Consider the following 24308-nt stretch of genomic DNA (forward strand, 5'->3'; position numbering starts at 1 on the left):
GTCCTTTCAGCCGTATCGCGACGTTTGTCGTCTCAAGGCGTCTTGCGCCCGTCCTTTTGGTCATAGCCGGATTTTTTGCCGCCGCCAAAGGCTGTCTGTTTTGGCCGGCGCTGCGCTCGCGTGCTGTATGCATACGTCACGTCAAGGACCAATGCCGCCAAGCCGCGCGATTGTCGCTGCGAACACCTGTGCCGTGTCGCGCCACTGTGGGAGTGTGGCCGAGCGTTCCAGCGACAACCGCGACAGCCGGGCCGCCGCCTGCGGGTCCGTCACCACTTGCCGCAAAGCCGTTGCCAGACTGGCGGGATCATCCGCAGGAACAAGGGATGCCGCATCGCCAACCGTCGCAGGCACCGCACCGACCCGGCACGACACGACGGGCAGGCCGAAAAACATCGCTTCGCTCAGGACCAGACCGTACCCTTCGTAGCGCGTGGCCAAGGCAAAGACGGATGCCGCATTGTAGCGTGCTGTCAGCCTGTCCTGCTGCAACTCGCCTGCGAAGGTCACGCGCGTTTCTATGCCCAGCATGCGGGCCTGCGCATGCAACGTCGCTGCATAATCCTGATCATGGGTCTTGCCCACGATTTCGGCTTGCCAGGGCAAGTCCTTGATCTGCGCGAGGGCCTCGAGCAAAACGTCGTGACCCTTGCGCGGTGCCAGCAATCCAACCGACAGGATCAGCGGAGGATTGACGGGCTGGCGATCAACAACGGGTCGGTCAAACCCGGGCAGTGCAACTGTTATCCGATCAGCCTCCGCGCCCAGGTCTTCGACCAGAACCCGCGCGGTTTCCGGACTGGGCACAATGATATGCGCGACATGGCGCAGCGCGGCGGCTTCGTTCTTCAGCAGCCAATCGGCGCGGGCCTTGGGCAATCCTGTTTCAAACCCCAGGGGATGATGCACCATGGCGATCACCGGCGCACGGACACGGGCCAATCCGTCGGGATCAATCGCGCCAAAGACCAGACCATCCAGAATGATGGGGCGGTCACCGGGCACCGCGTACAGCGCATAAAGCGCCGTGGCCATATCCGCCCCAGTCGGATCGGGAAAGCTGTCAGGCAGTTGCATATGGTCCGTGGCGCAGCCCAATTCGTTCAGCTCACGCAGAACACGCGCCTCATAAATGAACCCGCCGGTGCGACGGTCCTTGTCGCCGGGAATGGCAAAGACGGCTTGGCTCATCTGACCTGCTCAGTGGCATAGACACGCAAAACGGTGCGTTCCAGCGCCGCAACGGCGCCATAAAAGACGACCGCCACAACTGCGAGGAGCGCGACACAGGACCAGAGCATATTATAGTTCGAGGTGCTTGCGGTCAGCGCCATCAAAACACCTATCCCCTTGCCGGTGGCCAGCCATTCGACAGTTGTGACGGCCAGCAAAGCTGCGGGCACCGCCATGCGGGCAGAGGCAAAGAATGCAGGCAGCATCGCTGGGACTTGCGCTGCGCGCAGCAGATGCCAGCGACTGGCATCATAGCTTTTGAACAGATCCACGATTTGTCCGGGGGTCTGGCGCAACCCCTGCTGGCACGCAACAAGCGTGGGGAAAAAGATCATCACCGCAACCACAACCGTGGTACCGATCAGGCCGCGACCGAAGGCAACGACAAGCAACGGTGCGGTCGTGATGATCGGCACGGCGCGCAAGGCGACGGCCACGGGCATTGTCGCACGGGCGAGGGGTGGTGAGAGCAAAAGCAGGGCGGCAAGTGCTGCACCCAGCGCAAGCCCGGCGAGGTATCCCGGAACTGCAAAAGACAGGGTTTCACCAAGAGCGGCGAACAGCGCGGTGCGGTTGTCCGCCGCGCTCAGAAACAGCCAGACATCGCCCGGGCGCTTGGCAAAAAACCGGTTGAGCTGGAAGGCGTCCATGGTGATTTGCCAAATCAGCAGCACGAGAACGGCGATGAAGGCCACCTCTGCCACGCGTCGCCACGGGGCCGGGCGCGTGGCTGTGGCGGGGGCTGACAACAGGATGGTCGGGGTGTAGCCGACCAGACGACGACCCAGGCTGCCGATAAGGGCATAGGCGGTCATCGCGATCACGGCACTCAGGATCGCGAGTGTCCATGTCGCGTCCGTGTCCAGCCCCCGCATTGCGCGTATCGTCAGCACGCCCAATCCGCGCTCGGCCCCCGTGAATTCGCCGATCATCGCACCAAGGAACGCGGCGGGCGCACTGATCTGCAATCCCGCAAAAAGGTACGGCAGGCTGGCCCGTGCCCGCACGCGGATCAGGGTCGAAAACCGCCCGCGCCCGTAGACACGCATGAGGTCGGTCCAGGTCTGTGACACGGCACGCAGCCCGACCATCAGCGCCAGCAAAGTCGTGTAGTAGACTGCGAGGGCCGCCAGCGTGATCTGCGGCCCGACACCGGGGCCGAACAGCACGCGCAGGATCGGTCCACTGGCGATGAGGGGGATGCAAAACACGAGCAGCGCAAGGATCGACAACACCCGTTCGCTGCGCGGCGCGATGGTGATCAGCGTGCCCAGGACCACTGCCGCCAAGTTGCCCCAGACAAAGCCCCATGCCGCATTTACGGATGTTTCGGCTGTCGCGCGGGCCAAAAGACCGAAATGGGTCTGTACATATTCGGCAATGGCACGGGGGCTGCTCACCAGAACTGAGTCACCCAGCGCGCGTGTCAAACCTTCCCACAGCGCTAAGACAAGACAAATCCACAAGGTGGTGCGCATGGCGATCACGCGCCTTTTTCCAACGCTGCGTAGACTGCCCGTGACAGGGCCAAGAATTCAGCGGTTTGTACAAGGCTGTTGTCGCGCCGGGCCGGCAGGTCAATCTGTAGATCGGCAATGACACGCGCGGGACGCTTTGACAGGACCAGCACACGATCTGACAACAGTACGGCCTCTTCGACCGAATGGGTGACAAGCACGACAGTCGCCCCGCGCGACCGCCACAAGGGGGCAGATCGACGTTCAGCCGCCTGCGCGTCATCGCATCGACCGCGCCAAACGGTTCGTCCAGCAACAGAACTTCGGGGGCGGACACAAGGCTGCGCGCAATCGCGACACGCTGGCGCATACCGCCCGACAATTCGGCGGGGCGGTGATCGCCGAAACCGCCAAGACCCACAAGGTCGATCAGGGCATCAACATCGCTGGCCGATTTGCGCGCCAGCTCCGCACCCAGGGCGATGTTGGCGCGCGCACTGCGCCAGGGCAGCAGCGACGGGTCCTGAAAGGCCATCGCAAGGCCACCGCGCCCTGCCACCGTTTCGGGCGGGTCAGACCCTAGCATCACCGTCCCGCTGTCCGGCGCATCCAGCCCCGCCATCATGCGCAGAATGGTGGACTTGCCACAGCCGGACGGGCCAACCAGCGCCGTGGTCTGCCCGGCGGCCAGTGTCATGGAAAAGGGCGCCACCACGTCCGTTGCGCCAAATGCCTTGGTTACGTCGGCGCAGTGGATGTCCACACCTGCGGTGCTTTGGAAGGCGGCGGCCTTGTTCAAGCATGCACCTCTTCGAGCAGGGAGCGATCCCACAGGTCTGCGGACACATCGCGGCCCAGCAACGCCAGCGTTTCGATATTGGCCGCGACCGTGTCGTCTGTAAACCAGCCAAAACCGTTGTCATTTGTCAGCTCAGAGAACATCAGCGGCACTTGCCGTGCGGCCTGCAATTGCTGCGCCTGCAGATCAAGACCCGCGTCGGGGTACATCTCGACCGTGAGCGCGGCGGCGGCATCCGTGTCGGCAAGATAGTCGTTCCAGCCCATCACCTCGCCCTTCAACAGCGCGATCAGATCGGCGCGGCGGTTGGCGATTGCGTCTTGGGTCGCGATATAGGTCTGCGAATGCAGGGCATAGCCATGATCCGCCATCAGCATCGTCGTGTTGTCGACGCCTTGGACGGTCATTGCCACCGGCAGGTCGGTTTCCCAGCACAAAAGGCAATCCACCTGCCCGCTGACCAGTGGAGCAGGGTCATATTGCGTCGGCACGATGTCGATGGCGTTGATGTCGACGTCGTTCAATGTGCACAGCGCCTGCAGCACAGGCGTGTTGGCCACGGCCATGCCAATCCGCTTGCCCACCAGATCGGCGGGTGTGTTCACTGGATTGCCAGCAAGCGAGGCGATGGCGAACGGGTTCTTTTGCATGGCCACCCCGATGATCTTGAACGGCGCGCCTTGCGCGACGGCCGCTGCCGTATAGTCCGCCGCCGATATCCCGACCAGCGCCGTGCCCGACACAACGGGCGGCTCGACCGGGGCATTTGGACCCCCTTGGCTCAGCGAGACGTCAAGGCCCTGATCGCTCCAATACCCCTTGTTTGCTGCGATATAGCTGCCGCCGAACTGCACAGAATGCAGCCACGAGAGCTGGAAATTGACGGATGTGGCCCCGAAGGCGGGCACGCCAGCCGCAGCGGCCGCGACCCCCGCGCCACTGGTCTGCAGAAAGAAACGGCGGGTGAGATGAGCAGGTTGTGTCATGGTATGTCTGGTTTCCCTTTGGATGAGAGGTTTTCGGAAAAGCTCTGAAAGAGCAGGATGGCCACTGCGGGCAGCGCGGCGACGAGGACAACGACGCCATATGTAATGCCGGTCGCGATACCTGCACTGGCAGGAGCACCGATGATCGGAAAAAGCGCTGCCGCCGCCCCTTCGCGCCAGCCCCATCCTCCGACAGACAGTGGGATCAGCATCGCACACAGAACGAGTGGGATCAGCGTTGCCAGAGCCTCAATGGGAATGGTCACGCCGGTGGCACGCGCGCAGGCGTAAAAGCCGAGGATGAGGGATGCCGTTGTGATCGCGCCGTGCAGGATCATCGCGGGTTGGCGCATCAGGCGCAGGACGAGGCGGGTGAAGTGACCGGTGGCGGTGTCACGCTTTGCCACCTGCCACGCGATTGCAGCGCCGCCTATCAGGATCACAAGGACCCACCAGCCAAGACCAGCCCATTCCGGCCCGCCGGGCACCAGCAGCGCCACGGCAAAGCCTGCGCCCATCACCCCCAGAATGGCGATCTGCCCCAGCAACCGCTCGGCCATCACCGATTGTGCGGCCCGCGTCAGATCGGACCCGGTGCGCGCGCGGACCGCCCGCGTGACATCGCCTACAACACCGCCCGGGAGGACAGTGTTGATCAGTTGAGCAAGGTAGTATTCGCGCAACGCAACCGGAAAGCTCAGGTGGATGTCAAACGCGGCGGCTGCGATTTTCCAACGGCTGGCCATCGAAAACGTCGCGATGGTGAGGGCCAGCACCGACAGTGCAACCCATGTGGTGTCGACATCCTGCAAAAGCTGCACCACTTCAGTCGTATCGCTCCACCACAGCAGGGCGGCGAGGCATCCGGCGGATGCGCTGACCTTGACCCAAGCCTTCATCGTGCCACCACCTGCGAAATCTGTGCGTCCGTGAACGCATCCAGAAAGGCGTTGCGAAAGCTGTCCATGCGCCGCACCGGACCGTCGGGTGCCGGGATCAGCCCGTCGCTCCACCCCCAATGCTCGATCCGCTGCAAAACCTCTGCCGGGCCAATCATGTGCACGGCGACATCCATATTGTCGCTGCCAGCCACGAAACCTGCGGCCTGATGATCGCCCGCGACAATCACAAGGGGGGCTGCATCTGCAAGCCGTGCCACATGTGAAAACGTGGCCCGCAAAACGTAATCGACCGAGCGGCGGTAGGCGTCGCGCACAGCATCCCGGTCGCGCCACAGCGCCTTTGGCGCTGGCCCACGGGCCGCCATGTCGTTAAAGATGGTACCATCCCCGACGTCCTGCCACGGCACCATGTCCGGGATCGGCGTCCACGGCGCATGGGACGAGATCAGCGCGATCTGCACGAAATCGGGGCGCGGGTCAGGCGGGAGCAATGCCGGGTAGGTGGCCAGCGTAAACTGATCCGGCATGGTCACCCAGCGAAACCGGTCACCCTTGTAAGGAATGTCCGCCGCCGGGATGACCAGATCAAATCCCATGACGAGGCTTTCGGGCCAACCCACCGTGATTGCGGGCATGATCGCGGATGTGCGGTATCCGGCCTCCTGGGCAAAGTGAAACAGCCACTTGTGCCCGCTCGCCAGCATCGCGTTGTAGCGCCCATTGTCCGAGGTCCACAGCCCGCTCGCAAATGCCCCATGGGCCAGCCAGCTTTGACCACCCGACGTGGGCGAGGTCAGCCAGCCGCTTTTCATGGCCATGCCCGTTTGCGCGATCTCGGCCTCGGCCTTTTTCAGCGTTGCCAGATGGGTCGGCGCATAAAGCGGATTGTCGAAACTGGCGCGCCCATAGCTTTCGATCCAGATCAGGATCACGTCGCGCCCGTGAAGGGCGTTCAAAAGGCCGTCGGCATCCGCATTGACGTCGTTCTGCGCGTCCCTCGCAAAGCGGGCGAGTTCGGTGGCGGTCTGCTGCACTTCGATCCCGCGTTTCACTGTCAGGCGGGTTGTCCACGCGGTGCCCGGCGGGCTTTTGTCAAAGCGCCAGTAGTCGAGGTGATGCCCCGCATCCGCCGCCGCCCAACCTGCACCCAGCAGCGCGCACGCAGCCGCAGTGACGCGCAAGGGCAGGGAAGGTCCAAGCGCTGCCCATGTGCGCAAGCTGCGTTCAAGGATGATGAACAACGCAATCAGCGCTGCCGCGATGCCAACCACACTCGGCACCGTCAGCACGCCACCAATGCTGTCGCGCAACAGCGACAGGCCCGCGCCGATCAGAAAGGTGTCGAGGATCGGATTGAACGTCCGGTTGAAGGCGCTGAACATCGCATAGTCGGCGACTTTGATCACCACGGCGACCACAAGCAGCAGCGCAACGGCATACGTGATCCCAAACCGCCGCCCGACAGCCACCATGCCCAGCAACAGTACGGGCAATTCCAAGGGCCAGCGATTGAGCGCACTCCATTTCATCGTGCCGGGATGGTTGGGGAGGACCAGAACGGCAAAGATGACAGCCGCCGCAAGGATCAGCATGGCCACACGTCTCATCCTGCGCGCCTTGCCAGCCAGAGGATGTCGGTCAGGAACGATCCGCTCAGCAGCACTGCCGCAAGAGCACCGATGGGCAAAAGGACGGCCTGCGGTGTTAGCGGGCACATCAGAATGATCAGGGCGGCGATCTGAACCACACAGATCACCTTGCGGCGGAGCGAATGGGGCAAAGGCGCTTGCAATGCGGGCCACAGATAGGAAGCAGCGACAAACGCGTAGCGCATAAAGCCAAGGATCAGGATTTCCGGACCTGCAATGCCACCCGCCAGAAGCCACAGGGAAATGACAGCGCCGAGGCCCGCATCGACCTCCATATCGAATCGCGCACCAAAGTCGGACACAAGGCCCGTGCGCCGCGCCAGCCACCCGTCGACGCCATCCAGCGCAAAGGCGAGCACGGCGATCCCAAACACAATCCACACCGACCGATCGGGCACCAGTACAGCGCCCGCGATGAATGCCACCATCGCCGCACGGGACAGTGTCACAATATTGCACAGCCCAAGTCGAGAATGTTCGTAGCTGTGCGCCAGACCGTATCCTACGATCATTACGGTGGCAGTAAACACCAACAATGGCACGGTCACCGCGCCCAGCGTATAGAACGCTGCCAGCGCCAGCGTCAGTCCAAGACTGGCCGCCACACCAAAGAACGTGCTCAGCGGCGGGCGCGTGTCGATTGTCTGCGTGACAAGATGTGGTGAGCTGCGAAACATGTGCATTCCCATTACTTCGCCTGTTACCTAGGTCCGCAGACATGATCGAACACTCAGAATAACACGTGGGCGGCCAGATTATTCAGCCAGGTCACGGAACTGTGACAATCGCCTCCAGCGGCAAGTGGTCTGACGCTATTGCGGCCTGCCCGGTGTGCACGGTGCGCATGTCGCGCACCTCACCCGGGGCGTTTGTGAGGATGCGATCCAGCGGCAGCACGGGCCGGGTGCTTGGAAAAGTGCGACGCACCGGGCCGCGCAGCGCTGTGCCGACCAGCCCGGGGTGCAGCATCATCCCGCCCCAGGGGCGCCATTCGTTCAGATCACCCAGCAGGACCGTCTGCATGGGCGGCCGGCGGCGCAGGTATTGGCCGATGATGCGCATCTGCACGATGCGCAAAGGCTGGAACAGGGACAGATGCGTGCTCATGATCCGCACAGGGCGCGTGTCGTGGATCACTTCGACCGACACTGCTCCGCGATGGCAGTGGCCGGGCAGGTCGATTACATCGGTCTGTGTGCGCTCAAGCGTGGGCGACAAGAACAGGATGGTGCCCAGAAACCCGTCGCTGTCGGGCCCCCACCGCAAAGTGGGGTCGTGGATGTAGTCAAGACCGGTGTCCACTGCGATCTGCGCCACATCGAAAATGCTGGCATGGGGGCGGCACTCCTCGTCCGCCTCCTGCAAGGCCAGCACGTGCAGATCAAGGGGCGTCAGCGCCTCGTCAATTGCTGTCATGACGCGCCCGGGGTCGATGCGCCCATCCGTGCCTTTGGCCCGGTGCACATTCCATGTCGCACATCGCAGCTGCCGCCCGCCCATTCGATTACACCTGCCTTTTTTGCCACGATGCCCTATGTGCCCGAGTACCCAAGTTAGACCGCGCGACCTCGTTGGCCAAACACTGCCCCGCCAGCCCGCCGCGCACCACAACAGAACAGGACACATGACATGATGCGCACCATTATTGCCACAACTGCCCTCTTCAACAGCATTGCCGCTGCCGCGCAGGCCGACATGGCCCGCTACGAGCTCGATACGGAACACACGGCTGTCTACTTCACCATCGACCACATCGGATATGCCAAGACGCTTGGCATCTTCACCGATCTCAATGGCAGCTTCATGTATGATGTGGACACGCAGGATCTGAGCGATGTTGCTGTGACAATCAGTGCCGCATCCGTGAATACCTTCAACGAGGCGCGTGATGGCCATGTGCGCAACCGCGATTTCCTGAACGTCTCAGAGCATCCGGAGATTACCTTTGTCGCCAGTGGCGGCACACCCAGCGGGGACACGACCGGCACTGTGACCGGTGATCTGACCATCCTTGGCGTGACGCAGCCCGTGACACTGGACGTCACACTCAACAAGGTCGCCGCATACCCGTTTGGCCATCAGCGCGAGGTGCTGGGCCTGTCGATGAGCGCCACGATCCAGCGCAGTGATTTCGGCATGTCCTATGGGGTCGACAACGGCCTTGTCGGGGACGAAGTGACGATCAACATCGAAACTGAAGCGATGAAGATGGAGTGATGCCGTTTGGGCTGCGTCTAGGGTTGGGTGAGGGGTCTTGATCGGCGATTTTGATGCAGCGCCCGAGGCTCTCGCTTGTTGGTCAGTGTTGAAGCTGCCTGTCACACCTAATTGCGACCGGCCTATGGCCGGGTCCTAGACCGATGCGTGACCCCGCAACCGGATCACCAATGGCATCATCGCAATCACAAGGACGGCGGCAAAAAGGAAGGGGGCCCCGGGAAAGTACAGGCCCTCTTCATCAACGGAGGCCTGAAACAACCCGGTCATCACAAGCGGGGACAGGATCGCCGCCACGGATGACAGGGATGCGATAACGCCCTGCACGACGCCCTGCCTGTCGTCATCCGCCTGATTGGACGCCATTGCGGTCATGAGGGCAGGCACGAGGTCTGACAATGCGGCCAATATGAGGAAGATCACCAACGGAACAAGCGACCCGGTGAACCCGAACCCGACCATCCCGATCAGGGCCGAGATCATGCCCAGCATCAGGGTGCGGAAATCTCCCATCCATCTGATAAAGATAGGCATCAAGCCGCCCTGAACGAGCGCCAACAGCACCCCGTAAGCGGCCAGTGACAATCCGATATAGAGGGTTGGCCAGTCAAACACCTCGCGGGTCCAGAAGGCCCAGAGCGTCGGGTACACCATGTTGGCAAATTCGAAAATGAAGATGCACAGCAGTGGCACGGCGAGGCCGGGCAGGCGGAACGCATCAAAGATGGATTTGAACGGGTTGAGGTCGCGCTTGCCAAAGGGGCGGCGTTTGTCCGGGGTCAGGCTTTCGGGCAGCACGAAATAGCCAAACAGCGCGTTGCCGGCAGATAAGGCGGCAGCAATCCAGAAAGGTGCGGCGATGTTGATTTCGGCCGCAATGCCACCCAGCGCCGGGCCAAGCACAAAGCCAATCCCGAAGGCCGCACCAATCAGACCAAAGTTGGCGGCCTTTTCCTTGGGCGGGGAAATATCGGCAATATAGGCAGTTGCGGTGATATAGGTCGCGCCTGCAAGTCCTGCGAGCGTGCGCCCGAGGAGCAGCAGCCAGAAACTGTCCGCCAAGGCCATGATCACGTAATCCAGCGCCAACATGACAAGGGCAGCGATCAAGATCGGCCTGCGTCCAACCGCGTCCGAAATGCTGCCGACGATGGGACCACACAGGAACAATGCCCCGGCATAGGCGGCCATCAACAACCCGCCCCAGAACGCGCCCTGACCGGTGTCACCAGCGCCAACCCGGTCCATAAGATCGGGCATGATCGGGAACACGATGCCGATCCCGATGGCATCGATCATCAGCGTGATCAGAATGAAAAGAATGGCCCGGTTTTTGAACATAAGACCCTATCGAACGGCGCATCGGGCAAAGCAAGTCAAATAGCGCGCCGTTGCTTGGCCTCCGGCAATCAGTGGTTAGGTTCTGTCATCAGGCAGACAGTGGTCAGGTTCTGTCATCAGGCAGACAGGTCGGCGCGGTGCGCATGTTCTCTTTCTCTGAAGCGGCCTGTGCATTTTAACCAATTGTTAATCTCCTGCTTCCTCGCAAGTTGAAGTGCATTTATGCATAATTTTAGTATTTGTTGATCTGTCTGTGCGGGGGCCATGACCGGATCGCAGTTTTGAGTGTATGAAAGGGACCTGACGTGACCCCGGAAATCGAACGCGCCTTTCGCCGTCTCGGCGTTACACCAGACGCCGATCCATCTCAAATCCGATCTGCATGGAAAGCGATGGTGCGTGTCTATCACCCGGATCAAGTCAAACATGACAAGACCGAAGCGAACCGCCGTCTGGCAGAGCTGAACGCGGCTTTTGACCTCATCTCAACCTGGACGCCTGAAGATGCGCGCGCCTATTGTGCTGCGCGTGCAAAGCGCCGTGCGGCACAGAACAGGGCCCGTCAGGCGCAGGCTGAACAAAGAGAAGCGAGACAGCGCGCCGCCCAAAAGAGGAAAGATGAAGCGGAAGCACGTGAAATCTTTGAAGAACACGCCCGATGCCGCGCCGCTGAACTTGATCGCCGCGATGCTAAGATGCGCGCTGCGAGGGCAGACGCTCGCGGATCGAAACATCGTAATGGGGTGACACCCCGCGACAAGTTTCTGGCAGCCTTGCGCGAACTTGCACCGCGCAAACCATCCAGCGATCTCGGGTTCGTTTAAACCGCTGACTTGGGATGTAAAATGCGCAGCCTCCGCATCACCTGAGACTGCGCATGGTGTTTGTTTGTGACGGATTATTCCATCCCTGCGGCAGCTGCCGCGATGTTCGGGATTTCTGACCGGTGGACGCCGATATCGGCCAATTCACGGCTCGACATGGCAGACAGTTCATTCAGCGTCTTGGTGTAAACGGCATGTGTCTGGCGCCGCTCTGCCGCGCGTTCGAACATGTTGGTCACTGCCGCAATAAAGGCACTGAACGGGTGTGCCGGTACAATTTGTGCGAGTGTCATTTTGCTATGCCTCTCATTTTACTGGCGAATTTCGATCCGCCACCTGTGTTTGGATATAGGTGTCAGCCCTGCCGTCGTCCGTATTTTCAGGACGCGCCGACAGGGTGACGAGGTCATGCCGAGGGTTGGCCAACACCGCGGCCCTTCGGAAACACGTCGCGCAGACGTGCAAATCCGGATTTGAACAGATGCGACATGAAATCACTGCGCATCTTATGCGCTTGAGCAATAAACCTGTCGACATCAGCCTGTTTCGGCGTTTCGAAGGATACTTGCGTGGTCATGGGTTCTTCTTTCATTTTGGGCGGCATCATCGCCGCACCCGTCATTTGTGCGCTGCGCCTCCCAAACGCAAACCATAGTCGCCATGCACTGAGCACATAGCTGGACGCGCCAAGATTAGGGCGGCAAAACCGTGGTCGCTGATCTGCTTTGACGGGCGGGTCCGGAGCAATTTTCTCGACAGAGTGAAGGATGAATTTGGCAACCTTCAGTGCCGCAGCGCAACTCAGCCACGCCCTTTTTGATCAGCTCCGAGAACCCAAAAAAGTGGGCTGTTAATGGCGCAGTAAGAGTGCTGGTTTAGGCAACTACGCATCACCGATGCTGCTCAATCCGATGCGCGGCGCGGCTTAACGATAGGTGTTGCGATGCGTGTCTCGGGACTTTCGTGGTTCAAAATGTCGAAACTGAACAGTGTTCTGGTCAAATCGGCCCTGATCGCCGGCCTCATGACCCTGGCGGTGGTTGTGACCAAGATGGTGATGAACAGCGAAGCGAAACGGGACCTGATGGTAAGCGCTAAGACAGAGCGCGCCTCTGACGTTACCGATCTGCTGGCGATGCAGTCGGGCGGTGCCATCAAATTCGGAAATGACGTTGCCGTAACGGCGACAATGTCGGGCGTGGTCGAGTCTGCGCGCCCCGACATGACGGGCGGCCTTGTCGTCAATTTGGCCGGGATCGTTTTGTACGAAACCGAAGGCGCGAACATGCAGGATGCCGAGGCATTGGCCATGGTGCAGGCAGCAATGGACACCGGCGAACAAGTCAGATCCGACGACGGGTTGACGGTCGCAACGCCAGCTGTGTTCGGGCAGGACAACGCCGTGGCCGGTGCGGTTCTGACGCGTTGGACCAATCAGTACGCCTTTGAGGCGCTGCACGATGCAAACACAACCTCGCTTTTGGTGAGTGCCCTCGTGTTCATCGTCGCCATGATCGGCAATTTCTTTTTCATGTGGCATTCGATGTCGCGCCCCCTTGATCAGGTGGGGGAGGCGATGGGGCAGGTTGCCAGCAAGAACTTTGACCTGACCGTCCCTCACACCCAGCGCGGAGACGAGATCGGCGCCATTGCAAACCGGCTGGAGGAATTTCGCAGTCGGTTGGAGATTGCCCAAAGCCAGCAACGGGAAGCCGCGTTCAAAAGTGCCGCATTCGAGGGCAGTTCCGCGCCGATGATGATGGTGGACGAAGACTATCGGATCAGGTTCGTGAATCCGGAATGTGCCGCATTGCTGGACAGCCTGATGCCTGACCTGGCCAATGTCTGGCCTGAAGCGACCATCGGTGAGTGGGTCGGCCTTGATCTTGCGACATTGCCCGCCCTGAAAGACATGCAGGGACAGGCAGACAAAACAGGCACTGTCGCAGAGTGCCGCGAGATTTCGATGCGGGTGGGTGATCGTGACGTCTCGGTGCAGATAAACTCTGCGCATGATCACAAATCACGCCGGATCGGGGCCGTGATCGAATGGACCGATTGCACTGTCGAGCAGCGCAATGCGGCAATCCTCTGCGGGATCGATGCCTCGCAAATGCGTGTGGAATTCGACACGGATGGTGTTTGTCTCTCAATGAACGAGGTTGCTGCGCAACGACTGTCGGCAGAAACGGGCGACCTCGTTGGCAAGACGCTCACGAACATGCTCCACAGCACAGCCCATGATGACGGTTTCGCAGAGAACCTCGTGGCATCTGCGGTGTCGGGCACGCCGCTGCCCCAAAAAATCAGTTTCGCCGGAGACGCCGGGTCTGTAGTCGTTGTCGAAGGCGGCTTCGTCCCTGTCCGGTCACAGGATGGCACGGTCGAGCGGATTATCCTGCTCGGATCCGACGTCACCGAAGTCGAAGAAGAAATGCGCGCCACGCGAGACAGGCAAGCGCGCATTACGCAGGAACAGGGTGTGGTCGTGTCTGTATTGGGGGAAAGCCTGCGGCGGTTGGCGCAGGGCGATCTTGCAAATGATCTGACAGACGCATTTCCCGACGGCTACGACGAACTGCGTGCGGATTTCAATCTTGCCATCACGTCGCTGCGCGAAGCCATTGGTTCAGTGATGCAGAATGTCGGCTCAATCCGGAACGAAACCACGGAAATCACGTCTGCAGCCGATGATCTTTCCCGGCGGACCGAGCGGCAGGCGGCCACCTTGGAAGAAACCGCGGCAGCGTTGGATGAATTGACGACATCCGTGCGATCCGCCGCTGATGGCGCGGATGCCGCCAGCAAAATGTCTGCGGATGCGCAACAGAATGCGGAACAGGGCGGGGCGGTTGCAGGGCAGGCTGTTCAGGCCATGGACGAGATCAAGGCATCCTCACAGCAGATATCCAAAATCACATCCGTTATCGATGACATCGCATTCCAAACCAACCTGCTTGCCCTCAATGCAGGGGTCGAAGCCGCACGTGCAGGTGAAGCCGGACGAGGTTTTGCGGTTGTTGCCACCGAGGTGCGGGCACTGGCGCAGCGCTCTTCCGATGCAGCCCGTGAAATCAACACTCTCATTTCAGCCAGCGCGTCCCAGGTGCAGCAAGGTGTTGATCTGGTTGACCGTACAGGTGCTGCTCTGTCGGCCATCGTGACTTCGGTGTCCGAGATTTCGGAACGGGTTGCCGAAATCGCAAGCTCTGCACGAGAGCAATCCGCGGGACTGAACGAGATCAACGTTGCGGTCAACGAATTGGACCATGTGACACAGCAAAATGCCGCGATGTTTGAAGAAACAACAGCCGCGAGCCATGCGCTGACGGCTGAGGCGGATTCGCTGGCGGCCGCTGTTGGCACGTTCAAACTGGGCGACGCTTACGCGTCCGTTTCGCATCTGCAGGCGTCGGCAAACGTGGACGAGAATGCAAAGGTTTTGCAGCCCGTCCTGGTCATGGCCGGAAACACTGCGCTGGCGTACGAGCCTGACAGCGCGACCGGAGATGCCGGTTGGGAGGAGTTCTGATTCCGCAAAAGGCGTTCAGTCCCGCAGGCCTGCAAATCTTTGCTGCCAGTCCTCTCGTGCCTCGTCGGTGATTTTTGCAAACAGGTTCTCAGGCACAGAAAACGCATGGCCCGGCGGCAACAGCGTGAGGGCTGATTGCGCGTCTTGTGGCCAATCCACCACTTCCAGACCCAGCGCGGATTGCATGGCCGCGGATGCGCCTGGAATAAACGGGGCCGACAGTGCCGCGTAAAGAGCGATCAGGTTCAACCCCATGCGGATTTGCATGGCGGCCTGCGCCTCGTCCTCTTTGATGGTCGTCCAAGGCGCGGAAGACTGCAGGTATTCATTGCCAGCCACCCAGATCGCGCGCAATTCCTGTGCCGATTTGCGCACCTCCATCGCATCCATCTGGGCGCAATAGCGGGCCATGCGCGCATCAAGGTCAGCAATCAGAGCAATTTCGCGCGGTCCATATTCGGCGCCACCCGGCACGGCTTCGCCAAATTTCGAGCGGCAGAACTTGGTGACCCGACTCACGAAGTTCCCCAGAACGTCCGCAAGGTCCTTGTTCACCCCTTGCTGAAACAGATCCCAGGTGAATTCGGAATCGGATGTTTCGGGACAATTCGAAAGCAGCCACCAGCGCCAGTAATCGCTGGGCAGAATATCGAGCGCCTGATCCATGAAGACGCCGCGCCCCTGGCTAGTGGAGAATTGGCCACCGTCGTAGTTCAGGTAGTTGAAGGATTTGAGATGATCGACCATTTTCCAGGGCTCGCCAGATCCCAACAATGTGGCCGGAAAGCTGAGAGTATGAAACGGTACGTTGTCCTTGCCCATGAACTGGGTGTAGCGGACGTCGTCCGCACCCTTGTCCGTGCGCCACCAGCGTTCCCAATCCGCGTCGTCGTTCGCTTCGGACCATTCGCCCGCGCAGGCGATGTATTCGATGGGCGCGTCGAACCAGACATAGAACACCTTGCCCTCCATGCCCGGCCAGTCCGCATCGCCGCGCCGCACTGGGATGCCCCAGTCAAGATCGCGGGTGATGCCGCGGTCTTGCAGGCCATCACCGTCATGCAACCACTTTTTCGCGATGGATGTGGTCAGCAGCGGCCAGTCGGTTTTGCTGTCGATCCAGGCATCGAGATCGTCCTTGAGTGCGGATTGGCGCAGGTACAGATGCTTGGTCTCGCGCACTTCAAGATCGGTCGATCCCGAAATCGCGGAACGCGGATCGATCAGATCGGTCGGATCAAGCTGCTTGGTGCAGTTTTCGCACTGATCACCGCGTGCCCGGTCATACCCGCAGTTTGGGCAGGTTCCTTCGATATAGCGATCGGGCAAATAGCGCCCATCGGCATTGGAATAGACCTGCTTTTCAGACACTTCGCGGATCAGCCCGGCATCGGCCAGCCGCCCGGCAAAATGCTGGGTCAGTGCATGGTTCTGCGGTGAGGATGAGCGGCCAAAGTGATCGAAGGACAGGCCGAACCCTTTTGCGATTTCGGCCTGAATCTGGTGCATTTCCGCGCAGTATTTGTCCACCGGTTTGCCTGCTTTTGCAGCGGCCAGTTCGGCAGGGGTGCCGTGTTCGTCTGTGGCGCACAGGAACAGAACTTCGTTGCCGCGCGCGCGTTGATAACGGGCATAAAGGTCGGCGGGCAACTGACTGCCAATCAGATTGCCGAGGTGCTTGATCCCGTTGATATAGGGAATGGCAGAGGTGATGAGGTGACGCTGCATTACTGGGGCCTTTGCATGGTTGGCCCCGTCTAGCAGTGCCGCGCGGTCGGGAAAAGGCCCCGCGTCGCGACGCTTATTCCCGGTCGCGACTGCGCCCGGTCAACCGCCCGACCAGGAAAGACGTGCGCGGCGAATAGATGTAGCGCGTGCGCGCTTTGGGTGTGGCGCGTGCCCGCATCCGCGCCAGCCCAAACAGGATGAGCAGCCCGTGCCCGACCGAGATCATTGCGAACAGGGCTGGCGGGCCATAAGCGTCGATCAGGGCAGAGGCGGTGAAGGGGGCCGCAATCGCGCCGACTGCGAAATAGAACATCAATGCCGCCGACAGTTCGACCCGCTCGGATGCGTCGGCGAAGTCGTGGGCATGGGCGGCGGCGACTGAATAGATGGGGAAGGTGGTCAGCCCAAACAGGCCCGCCGTCAGCATGATCCCGGCTGTGCCCAGACCCGAGGCCAGCACCGTTATCCCGCAACTGGCCATGGCCGCGCCCGACAGCCAGATCAGCACCCAGCGCCGGTCGTATTTGTCGGCCAGCCAGCCCACCGGATACTGCGCCATCGCTCCGCCCAGAACGAAAGACGCCAGAAACCACGCGATCTGCTGCGTGCTCAGACCGACTTCTTGCCCATAGATCGGTCCAACCATCCGAAAGGATGCGCTGGAAAGGGCGGCGACGATCACCGCGGCAGCCGCAAGGGGCGAGCGGTCAAAGGCAAGGCGGGGTCTGAGCCTTGGGGAGGCGGGCGTTTCGGGTTGTTTCACCTTTGTCAGCGTCAGTGGCAACAATGCGGCGCAGCAGACAATGGCGAGGATGTTGTAGCTGACATAGCTTGCCGGTTCGAGCACGCTGATCACCAGTTGAGCGGTCAGCGACGCCCCCATGTCCACGACGCGGTAGACACCCATGGCGCGCCCGCGCGTCTCGTTTGTGACCTTGGCCTGCAACCACGCCTCGATCACGGTGTAGCATCCTGCCACACACATGCCGGATGCAATCCGCATCACCGCCCATGCCGTTGGATCGAGGATCAGCATATGCGCGATCAATGCGATGGCGCCGGTCGCGGTGAAGGCCGCAAAAGCGCGTGAATGCCCCACGCTGCCCATCAAACGCGGCGCCCACCAGCATCCTATGAAAAAACCAAGGAAATGGGCCGACCCCAAAATCCCGATATCCTGCGTGCTGAACCCCAGCGCAAAACCAGACAGCGCATCCAGTGGCCCCAGAGACCCCGAACTGAGTTGTAACAGGATGACGGACAGAAAAAGAGCGGCAAAGGAAATGAGCATGCGCATATGCGAACCCTGATCCAAATGCGCCTTAGGCCCATGCCTGTTTCCGACACTTGGCGGATTTACAGTGTCGTTTCGATCTGCGCCTTGATTTCGATCTGGACGGTGTCGTCCACCAGGTTGCCGTAGCCCCGCGCACCGTAGTCACGCCGGTTGACGCTGCCTGTCAGGATCACGGTCAGACGGTTCAGGTCGTCCTGTGCGCTGCCGGATTTGCGAAAGAGCTGCGCATTGAAACGAACGCTGCGTGTGACGCCGCGCAGTGTCAGCAACCCGTCCAGCGTGGCCCCATCAGACATCTGGCCTGTCGGCCCAAGGGTGACCTTGGTGGATTGAAAGCGGGCGAGCGGAAAATGTGCCGCTGCCAGAACGCTTGGGGATTTGAGCGCCTCTGTGGCCAGCAAAAGCCCGGTGCGTGCGCGCCTGACATCCGCAGTCACGTCCGCGGTGGAGGCGGCTAGATCATTGGCAACAATAGAAAGGTTGGCACGCTGGATCGGTACGGTGCCTTTGACCGGGGTGCCGCCGAGTTGGAAGATGTAGCTGATTGTTGCCCCTTCGGGCCCCAGAACATAGGGGCGTGCGATGCCAGGCGTCGGTAACACCAGCGCCGCGAGGGCACCGGCCAGTACGGTTCTGCGCTTCATGTTCTGCCTCGGTCTGCTGTTGAACCCTGATCATTGGTATCGCCAAGGTTCTTATTATTGTGTGAAGTCTGGCACAGAATTGAGGCGCAGTCGTGTGTTTCCTGTGTCGTCAGGCCGCTTTTATGCGGTGTGTGACATGGGGCAGGGGCTGACCGGGCACGCGGGCGACCTGCCAGGCCTGCTCGGGTGCTGTGCGCGCCCTCAGCCGGGTCAGAGCCCACGTTCCCGGGGTGCCTTTGTGATCCGGGGCCAGATGCCAGCGGCTTTCCACGCCTTGTGCCCCGCCCATGCCGGGGGTCAGCAGCAGACCCAAGGTGCGCGCCCGCGCGCCTTGCCCCCGGTTTCCGCAGCCAGATGCATCCGCCGCACCGCCGTAAGGCCGGGCAGTCCCGGCAGATCGGCCACCGCAAGCGGGACCGCACCTGCGCGCAGCACTTCCTCCATGCTCCACAACACATCCTCGGCCCGTTTGGGATGCACGAGGATCAGGCGGGCAGGGTCGATGAACGGCATCATCCCGCAGGGGTTCAGGCGATCCGCGCTCCAGTCCGGGGCAATCCAGATCACCGGCCCCGTGCTTTGTGCTGCCAGCCAAAGGGCCAGACGGTGACGCGCAGACCCGCACGCCTCGTGCACCCGACCCAGCGCCAGCCCACGGCCCAGCCCATGCTGTTCGCCCTGTGCGAGTATGGGCAGGCAGGGTGTATCGCGCACCGGGCCACGGTGCAGAAGGGGGTGGTTTACAGGCATGGCCTACACCATACATGTTCTGCATTCGTTCTCAACACTTCATCCATTCACACAGAGCAGAAAATTCGCTTGCCCGTCCCGGCCTGACCGCTAGGGTCGCACCCGATGCGAACGGGAAAGGACAGGGCCGTGGAGCGACGCAAACTGGGGCGAACCGATATCGAGGTGTCAGCGCTGTGCCTTGGCTCGATGACGTGGGGCACGCAGAACAACGCCGAAGAAGGGCACGCCCAGATCGAACGCGCGCTTGAGGCCGGGATCGACTTTGTCGACACCGCAGAGATGTATCCCGTGAACCCTGTCAGCGCCGAAACCATCGGGCGTACCGAACGTATCATAGGGCTTTGGTTTGAGCGGGGCGGCGCGCGCAAGGACATGTTTCTGGCCACCAAGCATTCCGGCGAGGGTATGCAATACGTGCGCGGCGGCGCGCCAATTTCGTCCGAAACGATTCCCGAAACAATCGAGGGCTCGTTGCGGCGATTGCAGACCGATTACATCGATCTCTACCAGTTTCACTGGCCCAATCGCGGCAGCTATATGTTCCGCAAGAACTGGAGTTATGATCCGACGGGCTCTGACCCCGCCGAGGTTCGCCAGAACATGGATGATTGCCTTGGCGCGTTGCAGCGCGAGGTGGATCGCGGCACGATCCGCGCCTTTGGCCTGTCCAACGAAAGCGCGTGGGGCACCTGCCAGTGGCTGGCGGCGGCCGAGCGTACAGGCGGGCCGCGCGTCGCGACGATGCAGAACGAGTATTCGCTGCTGTGCCGCCTCTATGACACCGACATGTCCGAGACGAGCGTTTATGAAGACGTTGGCCTGCTTGCCTTTTCCCCGCTCGCCGCTGGTTTGCTGACCGGCAAGTACCAGAACGAGGCTGTGCCAGAAGGTTCCCGGATGTCGCTGAATTCCGATCTGGGCGGGCGCAAGACGGATCGCGTTTTTGCCGCTGTGGATGCCTACCTTGATATTGCGTCGCGGCACGGACTGGACCCGACGCAGATGGCGCTGGCCTGGTGCATGACCCGGCCTTTCATGTGTTCGGTGATCTTTGGCGCAACCAGCGTCGATCAACTTGAAGTGGCGCTGGGCGCCGCCGACGTGACCCTCAGTGACGAGGTCCTTGACGAGATCGACGTGGCCCATCGCGCCCATCCGATGCCGTATTGATCAAGGGGCCGCGCCGCAAAACTGCGGTTTTTAAGCGTTGCAAGACGTTTTTGGGATGGCAGACACGCCCCGGATCGCAACAGTGGGCAAAACACGCAAAGGATGACGCTGATGCCTCTTTCCATGAACCGCGAAGTCTTCATCACCTGTGCCGTCACCGGCTCTGGTGGCACGCAAGATCGCAGCCCGCATGTGCCGCGCTCTCCGGCGCAGATCGCCGAAAGCGCCATCGCCGCGGCCAAGGCAGGCGCGGCGATTGTTCATTGCCATGTGCGCGATCCCGACACCGGCGTGCCGAGCCGCGATCTTGCCTATTACCGCGAGGTGACGGAGCGCATTCGCGAAGCCGAAGTGGACGTTGTGCTCAATCTCACGGCCGGGATGGGTGGCGATATCGTCTTTGGCCCGACCGAAGCGCCGATGCCGCCCATCGCGGGCACTGACATGATCGGAGCTGCCGAGCGCGTGCAGCATGTCGCCGAATGTCTGCCGGAAATCTGCACGCTGGATTGCGGTACGATGAACTTTGCCGAAGCAGACTATGTGATGACCAACACGCCAGGCATGTTGACGGCGATGGGGTCGATGATGACCGCGCTGGGGGTCAAGCCCGAGATCGAGGCGTTCGACACAGGCCATCTGTGGTATGCCAAACAACTGGTCAAGGACGGCGTTCTGGATGCGCCTGCACTGGTGCAACTGTGCATGGGGGTGCCGTGGGGCGCGCCCGATGACCTCAACACCTTCATGGCAATGGTCAATAACGTGCCCGAGGATTGGACCTTTTCTGCTTTCGGTCTGGGGCGCAATCAGATGGCCTATGTTGCGGCTGCCGTGCTGGCAGGGGGCAATGTGCGTGTGGGGCTTGAGGACAACCTGTGGCTTGGCAAGGGCGAATTGGCTCAGAACTGGCAACTGGTCGAACGCGCCGTGACCATCATCAAAAACATGGGTGCAACGGTGATCGGCCCGGACGCCGTGCGCCAAAAGCTGGGGCTGGTCAAACGGGCGCCAAAGGCGTGAAAACGGTAACGCTCGGCGCACGCAGCCTTTGCGCACGGCGCATACAACACCTTGGGGCATCTGCACTTTTTGCCCTCGCGCTCATGGCGTGTACGAATGGTGCGAACCCTGGCGGCGATCCGTCCCTTTTGCGCAATCCGACGGTCCCGATCGGGGCGATCCAACGCTTTGAGCTGTCGAAGTTTGATGGGGATTGGCGCGTCCACTCGCACGCAGGTGGCGGCTGGAACCCGGGTGCCTTCACCGTGTCCGACGCTGGCACGACGTGGCGCGCGCAGGGCCAAACAGCAACGATTGCGCCCCGTGCGACCGGCATTTTGCAACTGACCTACGCGGACGGCACGCAGCGCGATCTGTGGGTTGTCTGGACCGATCCGGATCACCATACGGTTGCGGTCGGAAATCCCGAAGGTGACTTTGGGTTTATCGCCACAAGGGTCGGGCGGTTTCGCGCAGATCAGGTTGCTGCGGCGGCGCAGGTTCTGGATTTCAATGGCTATCGGACGGATGAATGGGCGGTGAGGGCGAAATGAAAACAGCAGCAATCATTGGCGGTGGCGTCATCGGGGGCGGCTGGGCAGCGCGCTTCCTGCTCAATGGCTGGGATGTGCGGGTGTTTGACCCTGACCCGGAGGCCGAGGCGAAACTGGCCCCGGTGCTGGCGCAGGCGCGCCGGGCCTTGCCAAGCCTCACAGATGTCGCTTTGCCCGACGAAGGTGCGTTGAGCTTTCATTTCGACATGGCCGAGGCCGTGGCGGGCGTGGACTGGATACAGGAAAGTGTGCCCGAGCGGCTTGAGATCAAGCACAAGGTACTCGCCTCTGTTCAAGCCCATTGCCCGCCGGATGCGATCATCGGGTCGTCCACATCGGGTTTCAAACCGTCCGAGTTGCAGGAAGGGGCCGCGCGCCCGGGCCAGATCATGGTGTGCCACCCATTCAACCCGGTCTACCTGATGCCGCTGATCGAGGTGGTGCCGTCGCCTGCCACCGACCTCGCATTGGTCGAAAAAGCCGAAACCATCCTGCGCTCTGTCGGTCACTTTCCCCTGCGTGTGCGCAAGGAGATCGACGCCCACATCGCGGACCGCTTCCTGGAGGCGGTGTGGCGCGAGGCGTTGTGGCTGGTCAAGGACGGGGTGGCCACCACCGAGGAGATCGACGAAGCCATCCGCATGGGGTTCGGCATCCGCTGGGCGCAGATGGGTCTGTTTGACACGTACCGCACCGCCGGGGGCGAGGCGGGGATGCGGCATTTCATGGCGCAGTTTGGGCCTGCGCTGCAGTGGCCATGGACCAAGCTGATGGATGTGCCAGAATTCACGGATGAACTGGTTGATCTGATCGCCGGGCAGTCGGATGCACAGTCCGGTCACATGAGCATCGCCGACATGCTGAAGGCGCGCGATGACAATCTGGTGGGCATGATGCGTAGCTTGAAAGCCAATGATTGGGGTGCGGGCGCGGTGATGAATGCCCATGAGGCGTCACTGCGCGCGGGCACGGTGCTGGCCGCTCACGCGGATGATCTGGACGATGTATCGGAGCCTATCCTGACTGTGCGCCGCGCCGTGCCACTCGATTGGACCGACTATAACGGGCACATGAACGAGGCGCGGTATTTGCAGGCCTTTGGCGATGCGACCGACCGGTTCATGGCCCTGATTGGCTGTGATGCGGACTATATCGCGACGGGCGGCAGCTATTTCACCGCCGAGACGCATATCCGCCATGTGGACGAGGTGCACGCAGGCGCTGTCATCGAGGTGCGCACGCAAGTGCTGGCAGGGGCGGGCAAGAAGATGCACCTGTTTCACGAGATGTACGAGGGCACGCGCCTCTTGGCCACAGGCGAGCATTTCCTGCTCCATGTCAGCCTTGAGACGCGCCGCCCGTCTGAACCGTCTGCTGGGATTGTGGCTGCCCTCACGCGAATTGCATCGGCACATGCCGCATTGCCAGCGCCAGACGGTGCGGGGCGCGCAGTTGGCCAACGCCCATGAGCCGCCGGGTTCTGATCACCGCAGGTGCATCCGGCATCGGTCTGGCGATGGCGCAGGCATTTGTGATGGCCGGGGACGAAGTCTGGGTCACCGACGTGGACGCAGCAGCGCTTGAGGCGTTGCCCGAAACCATCATCGCCCGCCACTGCGACGCAGCGGACGAGGCGCGGGTGGCCGAGATCATGGCCGAGGTCGGAACCCTCGACGTTCTGTGCGCCAATGCAGGGATCGCCGGGCCAACCGCCATGGTCGAAGATGTCGATCTGACGGACTGGCGCACATGTGTGTCGGTCAACCTTGAGGGCGCTTTTCTGGCTGTAAAACATGGGCTTGGCCCGATGAAGGCGGTCAAACGCGGCTCCGTCATCTTTACCTCGTCCACGGCAGGCATCTTTGGCTATCCCAACCGCGCGCCCTACGCCGCTGCAAAATGGGCGATCATCGGCCTTATGAAAACTGTCGCGATGGAGGCTGGCCCGTTCGGCGTGCGCGCCAACGCGATTTGTCCGGGCGCAGTGGAGGGGGAGCGCATGGAAGGTGTGCTGGCACGCGAGGCCGCCGCCAAGGGAATGACGCGCGATCAGGTCTATGAGGGCTATGCTGCCAGCACCTCGATGCGGTCGTTCGTAGAGGCGCGTGACATCGCGGACATGGCAGTTTTTCTGGCCTCGGACGCAGCGCGCCGCGTGTCGGGGCAGGTGATTGCCGTGGATGGGCACACGGAAAATCCGGACCCTAAGCTGTGAGCGCG

24 protein-coding genes are annotated in these 24308 nt (G+C 61.4%); 8 read left to right on the plus strand and 16 right to left on the minus strand.

All coding sequences use genetic code 11. The features are described from left to right. Positions 1–141 precede the first annotated feature (141 nt). The 8 genes from ACERZ8_RS12100 to ACERZ8_RS12135 all read right to left on the minus strand — a co-directional run bounded on the left by ACERZ8_RS12100 (position 142) and on the right by ACERZ8_RS12135 (position 8526). The gene (locus ACERZ8_RS12100; RefSeq protein ID WP_407592435.1) at positions 142–1191 is read right to left on the minus strand and encodes a glycosyltransferase family 4 protein; all 1050 of its coding nucleotides are present in this window, start codon (positions 1189–1191) and stop codon (positions 142–144) included. Continuing rightward, the gene (locus ACERZ8_RS12105; RefSeq protein ID WP_407592436.1) at positions 1188–2633 is read right to left on the minus strand and encodes an ABC transporter permease; all 1446 of its coding nucleotides are present in this window, start codon (positions 2631–2633) and stop codon (positions 1188–1190) included. Before ACERZ8_RS12105 ends, ACERZ8_RS12100 begins: the two co-directional genes overlap by 4 nt. Before the next feature lie 10 nt (positions 2634–2643). Then, positions 2644–3489, minus strand: coding sequence for an ABC transporter ATP-binding protein (locus ACERZ8_RS12110; RefSeq protein WP_407592437.1), 846 nt, complete (start codon positions 3487–3489; stop codon positions 2644–2646). Continuing rightward, positions 3486–4475, minus strand: coding sequence for an ABC transporter substrate-binding protein (locus ACERZ8_RS12115; protein WP_407592438.1), 990 nt, complete (start codon positions 4473–4475; stop codon positions 3486–3488). The genes ACERZ8_RS12110 and ACERZ8_RS12115 overlap by 4 nt, the downstream gene beginning before the upstream one ends. Further along, positions 4472–5374, minus strand: coding sequence for a lysylphosphatidylglycerol synthase transmembrane domain-containing protein (locus tag ACERZ8_RS12120; RefSeq protein WP_407592439.1), 903 nt, complete (start codon positions 5372–5374; stop codon positions 4472–4474). Before ACERZ8_RS12120 ends, ACERZ8_RS12115 begins: the two co-directional genes overlap by 4 nt. Then, entirely contained in the window at positions 5371–6984 is a 1614-nt protein-coding gene (locus ACERZ8_RS12125) for an alkaline phosphatase family protein (RefSeq protein WP_407592440.1), read from the minus strand. Before ACERZ8_RS12125 ends, ACERZ8_RS12120 begins: the two co-directional genes overlap by 4 nt. Beyond that, positions 6981–7703: a CDP-alcohol phosphatidyltransferase family protein gene (locus ACERZ8_RS12130; RefSeq protein ID WP_407592441.1), complete on the minus strand. Its 723-nt coding sequence runs from the start codon at positions 7701–7703 to the stop codon at positions 6981–6983. Before ACERZ8_RS12130 ends, ACERZ8_RS12125 begins: the two co-directional genes overlap by 4 nt. Positions 7704–7794: 91 nt before the next feature. Beyond that, positions 7795–8526 (minus strand): endonuclease/exonuclease/phosphatase family protein, encoded by a 732-nt coding sequence (locus tag ACERZ8_RS12135; RefSeq protein WP_407592442.1) that lies wholly within the window; start codon positions 8524–8526, stop codon positions 7795–7797. A gap of 129 nt (positions 8527–8655) precedes the next feature. Between ACERZ8_RS12135 and ACERZ8_RS12140 the strand changes: the two genes are divergently transcribed. Continuing rightward, on the plus strand, positions 8656–9243 hold the full coding sequence (locus tag ACERZ8_RS12140; RefSeq protein ID WP_407592443.1) for a YceI family protein: 588 nt from the start codon (positions 8656–8658) through the stop codon (positions 9241–9243). 135 nt (positions 9244–9378) lie between these two features. Here the strand turns inward: ACERZ8_RS12140 and ACERZ8_RS12145 are convergent, their stop codons facing one another. Next, the gene (locus ACERZ8_RS12145; RefSeq protein ID WP_407592444.1) at positions 9379–10584 is read right to left on the minus strand and encodes a TCR/Tet family MFS transporter; all 1206 of its coding nucleotides are present in this window, start codon (positions 10582–10584) and stop codon (positions 9379–9381) included. Positions 10585–10889: 305 nt separating this feature from the next. Between ACERZ8_RS12145 and ACERZ8_RS12150 the strand changes: the two genes are divergently transcribed. After that, positions 10890–11408 (plus strand): J domain-containing protein, encoded by a 519-nt coding sequence (locus tag ACERZ8_RS12150; protein WP_407592445.1) that lies wholly within the window; start codon positions 10890–10892, stop codon positions 11406–11408. 74 nt (positions 11409–11482) lie between these two features. Here the strand turns inward: ACERZ8_RS12150 and ACERZ8_RS12155 are convergent, their stop codons facing one another. Further along, positions 11483–11701 carry a DUF1127 domain-containing protein gene (locus ACERZ8_RS12155; protein ID WP_407592446.1) on the minus strand — a complete coding sequence of 73 codons (219 nt, stop codon included), beginning with the start codon at positions 11699–11701 and terminating at the stop codon, positions 11483–11485. Between the two features lie 113 nt (positions 11702–11814). Continuing rightward, complete coding sequence (locus ACERZ8_RS12160; RefSeq protein ID WP_407592447.1) at positions 11815–12030, minus strand: RSP_7527 family protein; 216 nt, start codon at positions 12028–12030, stop codon at positions 11815–11817. A 351-nt stretch (positions 12031–12381) separates the two neighbouring features. Here ACERZ8_RS12160 and ACERZ8_RS12165 point away from each other — a divergent pair, with 351 nt between their 5' ends. Continuing rightward, positions 12382–14940: a methyl-accepting chemotaxis protein gene (locus ACERZ8_RS12165; RefSeq protein ID WP_407592448.1), complete on the plus strand. Its 2559-nt coding sequence runs from the start codon at positions 12382–12384 to the stop codon at positions 14938–14940. Positions 14941–14955: 15 nt separating this feature from the next. Here the strand turns inward: ACERZ8_RS12165 and metG are convergent, their stop codons facing one another. The 5 genes from metG to ACERZ8_RS12190 form a co-directional block, all read right to left on the minus strand. Continuing rightward, complete coding sequence (metG, locus tag ACERZ8_RS12170) at positions 14956–16668, minus strand: methionine--tRNA ligase (RefSeq protein WP_407592449.1); 1713 nt, start codon at positions 16666–16668, stop codon at positions 14956–14958. A 73-nt stretch (positions 16669–16741) separates the two neighbouring features. After that, complete coding sequence (locus ACERZ8_RS12175) at positions 16742–17965, minus strand: MFS transporter (RefSeq protein ID WP_407592450.1); 1224 nt, start codon at positions 17963–17965, stop codon at positions 16742–16744. 59 nt (positions 17966–18024) lie between these two features. Then, positions 18025–18609, minus strand: a complete 585-nt coding sequence (locus ACERZ8_RS12180; RefSeq protein WP_407592451.1) for a YceI family protein — start codon at positions 18607–18609, stop codon at positions 18025–18027. A 109-nt stretch (positions 18610–18718) separates the two neighbouring features. Beyond that, positions 18719–18922: a hypothetical protein gene (locus ACERZ8_RS12185; RefSeq protein ID WP_407592452.1), complete on the minus strand. Its 204-nt coding sequence runs from the start codon at positions 18920–18922 to the stop codon at positions 18719–18721. After that, the gene (locus tag ACERZ8_RS12190; RefSeq protein ID WP_407592453.1) at positions 18907–19359 is read right to left on the minus strand and encodes an ImuA family protein; all 453 of its coding nucleotides are present in this window, start codon (positions 19357–19359) and stop codon (positions 18907–18909) included. The genes ACERZ8_RS12185 and ACERZ8_RS12190 overlap by 16 nt, the downstream gene beginning before the upstream one ends. A 105-nt stretch (positions 19360–19464) precedes the next feature. Between ACERZ8_RS12190 and ACERZ8_RS12195 the strand changes: the two genes are divergently transcribed. The 5 genes from ACERZ8_RS12195 (at position 19465) to ACERZ8_RS12215 (ending at position 24303) form a co-directional block, all read left to right on the plus strand. After that, on the plus strand, positions 19465–20532 hold the full coding sequence (locus ACERZ8_RS12195) for an aldo/keto reductase (protein WP_407592454.1): 1068 nt from the start codon (positions 19465–19467) through the stop codon (positions 20530–20532). A 111-nt stretch (positions 20533–20643) separates the two neighbouring features. Beyond that, positions 20644–21555 (plus strand): BKACE family enzyme, encoded by a 912-nt coding sequence (locus ACERZ8_RS12200; RefSeq protein ID WP_407592455.1) that lies wholly within the window; start codon positions 20644–20646, stop codon positions 21553–21555. 83 nt (positions 21556–21638) lie between these two features. After that, the gene (locus ACERZ8_RS12205; RefSeq protein ID WP_407592456.1) at positions 21639–22088 is read left to right on the plus strand and encodes a lipocalin family protein; all 450 of its coding nucleotides are present in this window, start codon (positions 21639–21641) and stop codon (positions 22086–22088) included. Further along, positions 22085–23557, plus strand: coding sequence for a carnitine 3-dehydrogenase (locus ACERZ8_RS12210; RefSeq protein WP_407592457.1), 1473 nt, complete (start codon positions 22085–22087; stop codon positions 23555–23557). Before ACERZ8_RS12205 ends, ACERZ8_RS12210 begins: the two co-directional genes overlap by 4 nt. After that, a complete protein-coding gene (locus ACERZ8_RS12215) occupies positions 23554–24303 on the plus strand; it encodes an SDR family oxidoreductase (RefSeq protein WP_407592458.1) in 750 nt (249 codons plus the stop codon). Before ACERZ8_RS12210 ends, ACERZ8_RS12215 begins: the two co-directional genes overlap by 4 nt. The last annotated feature ends 5 nt before the right edge of the window (positions 24304–24308 follow it).

Source organism: Tateyamaria armeniaca (assembly GCF_045797845.1).
Lineage (GTDB): Bacteria > Pseudomonadota > Alphaproteobacteria > Rhodobacterales > Rhodobacteraceae > Tateyamaria > Tateyamaria armeniaca.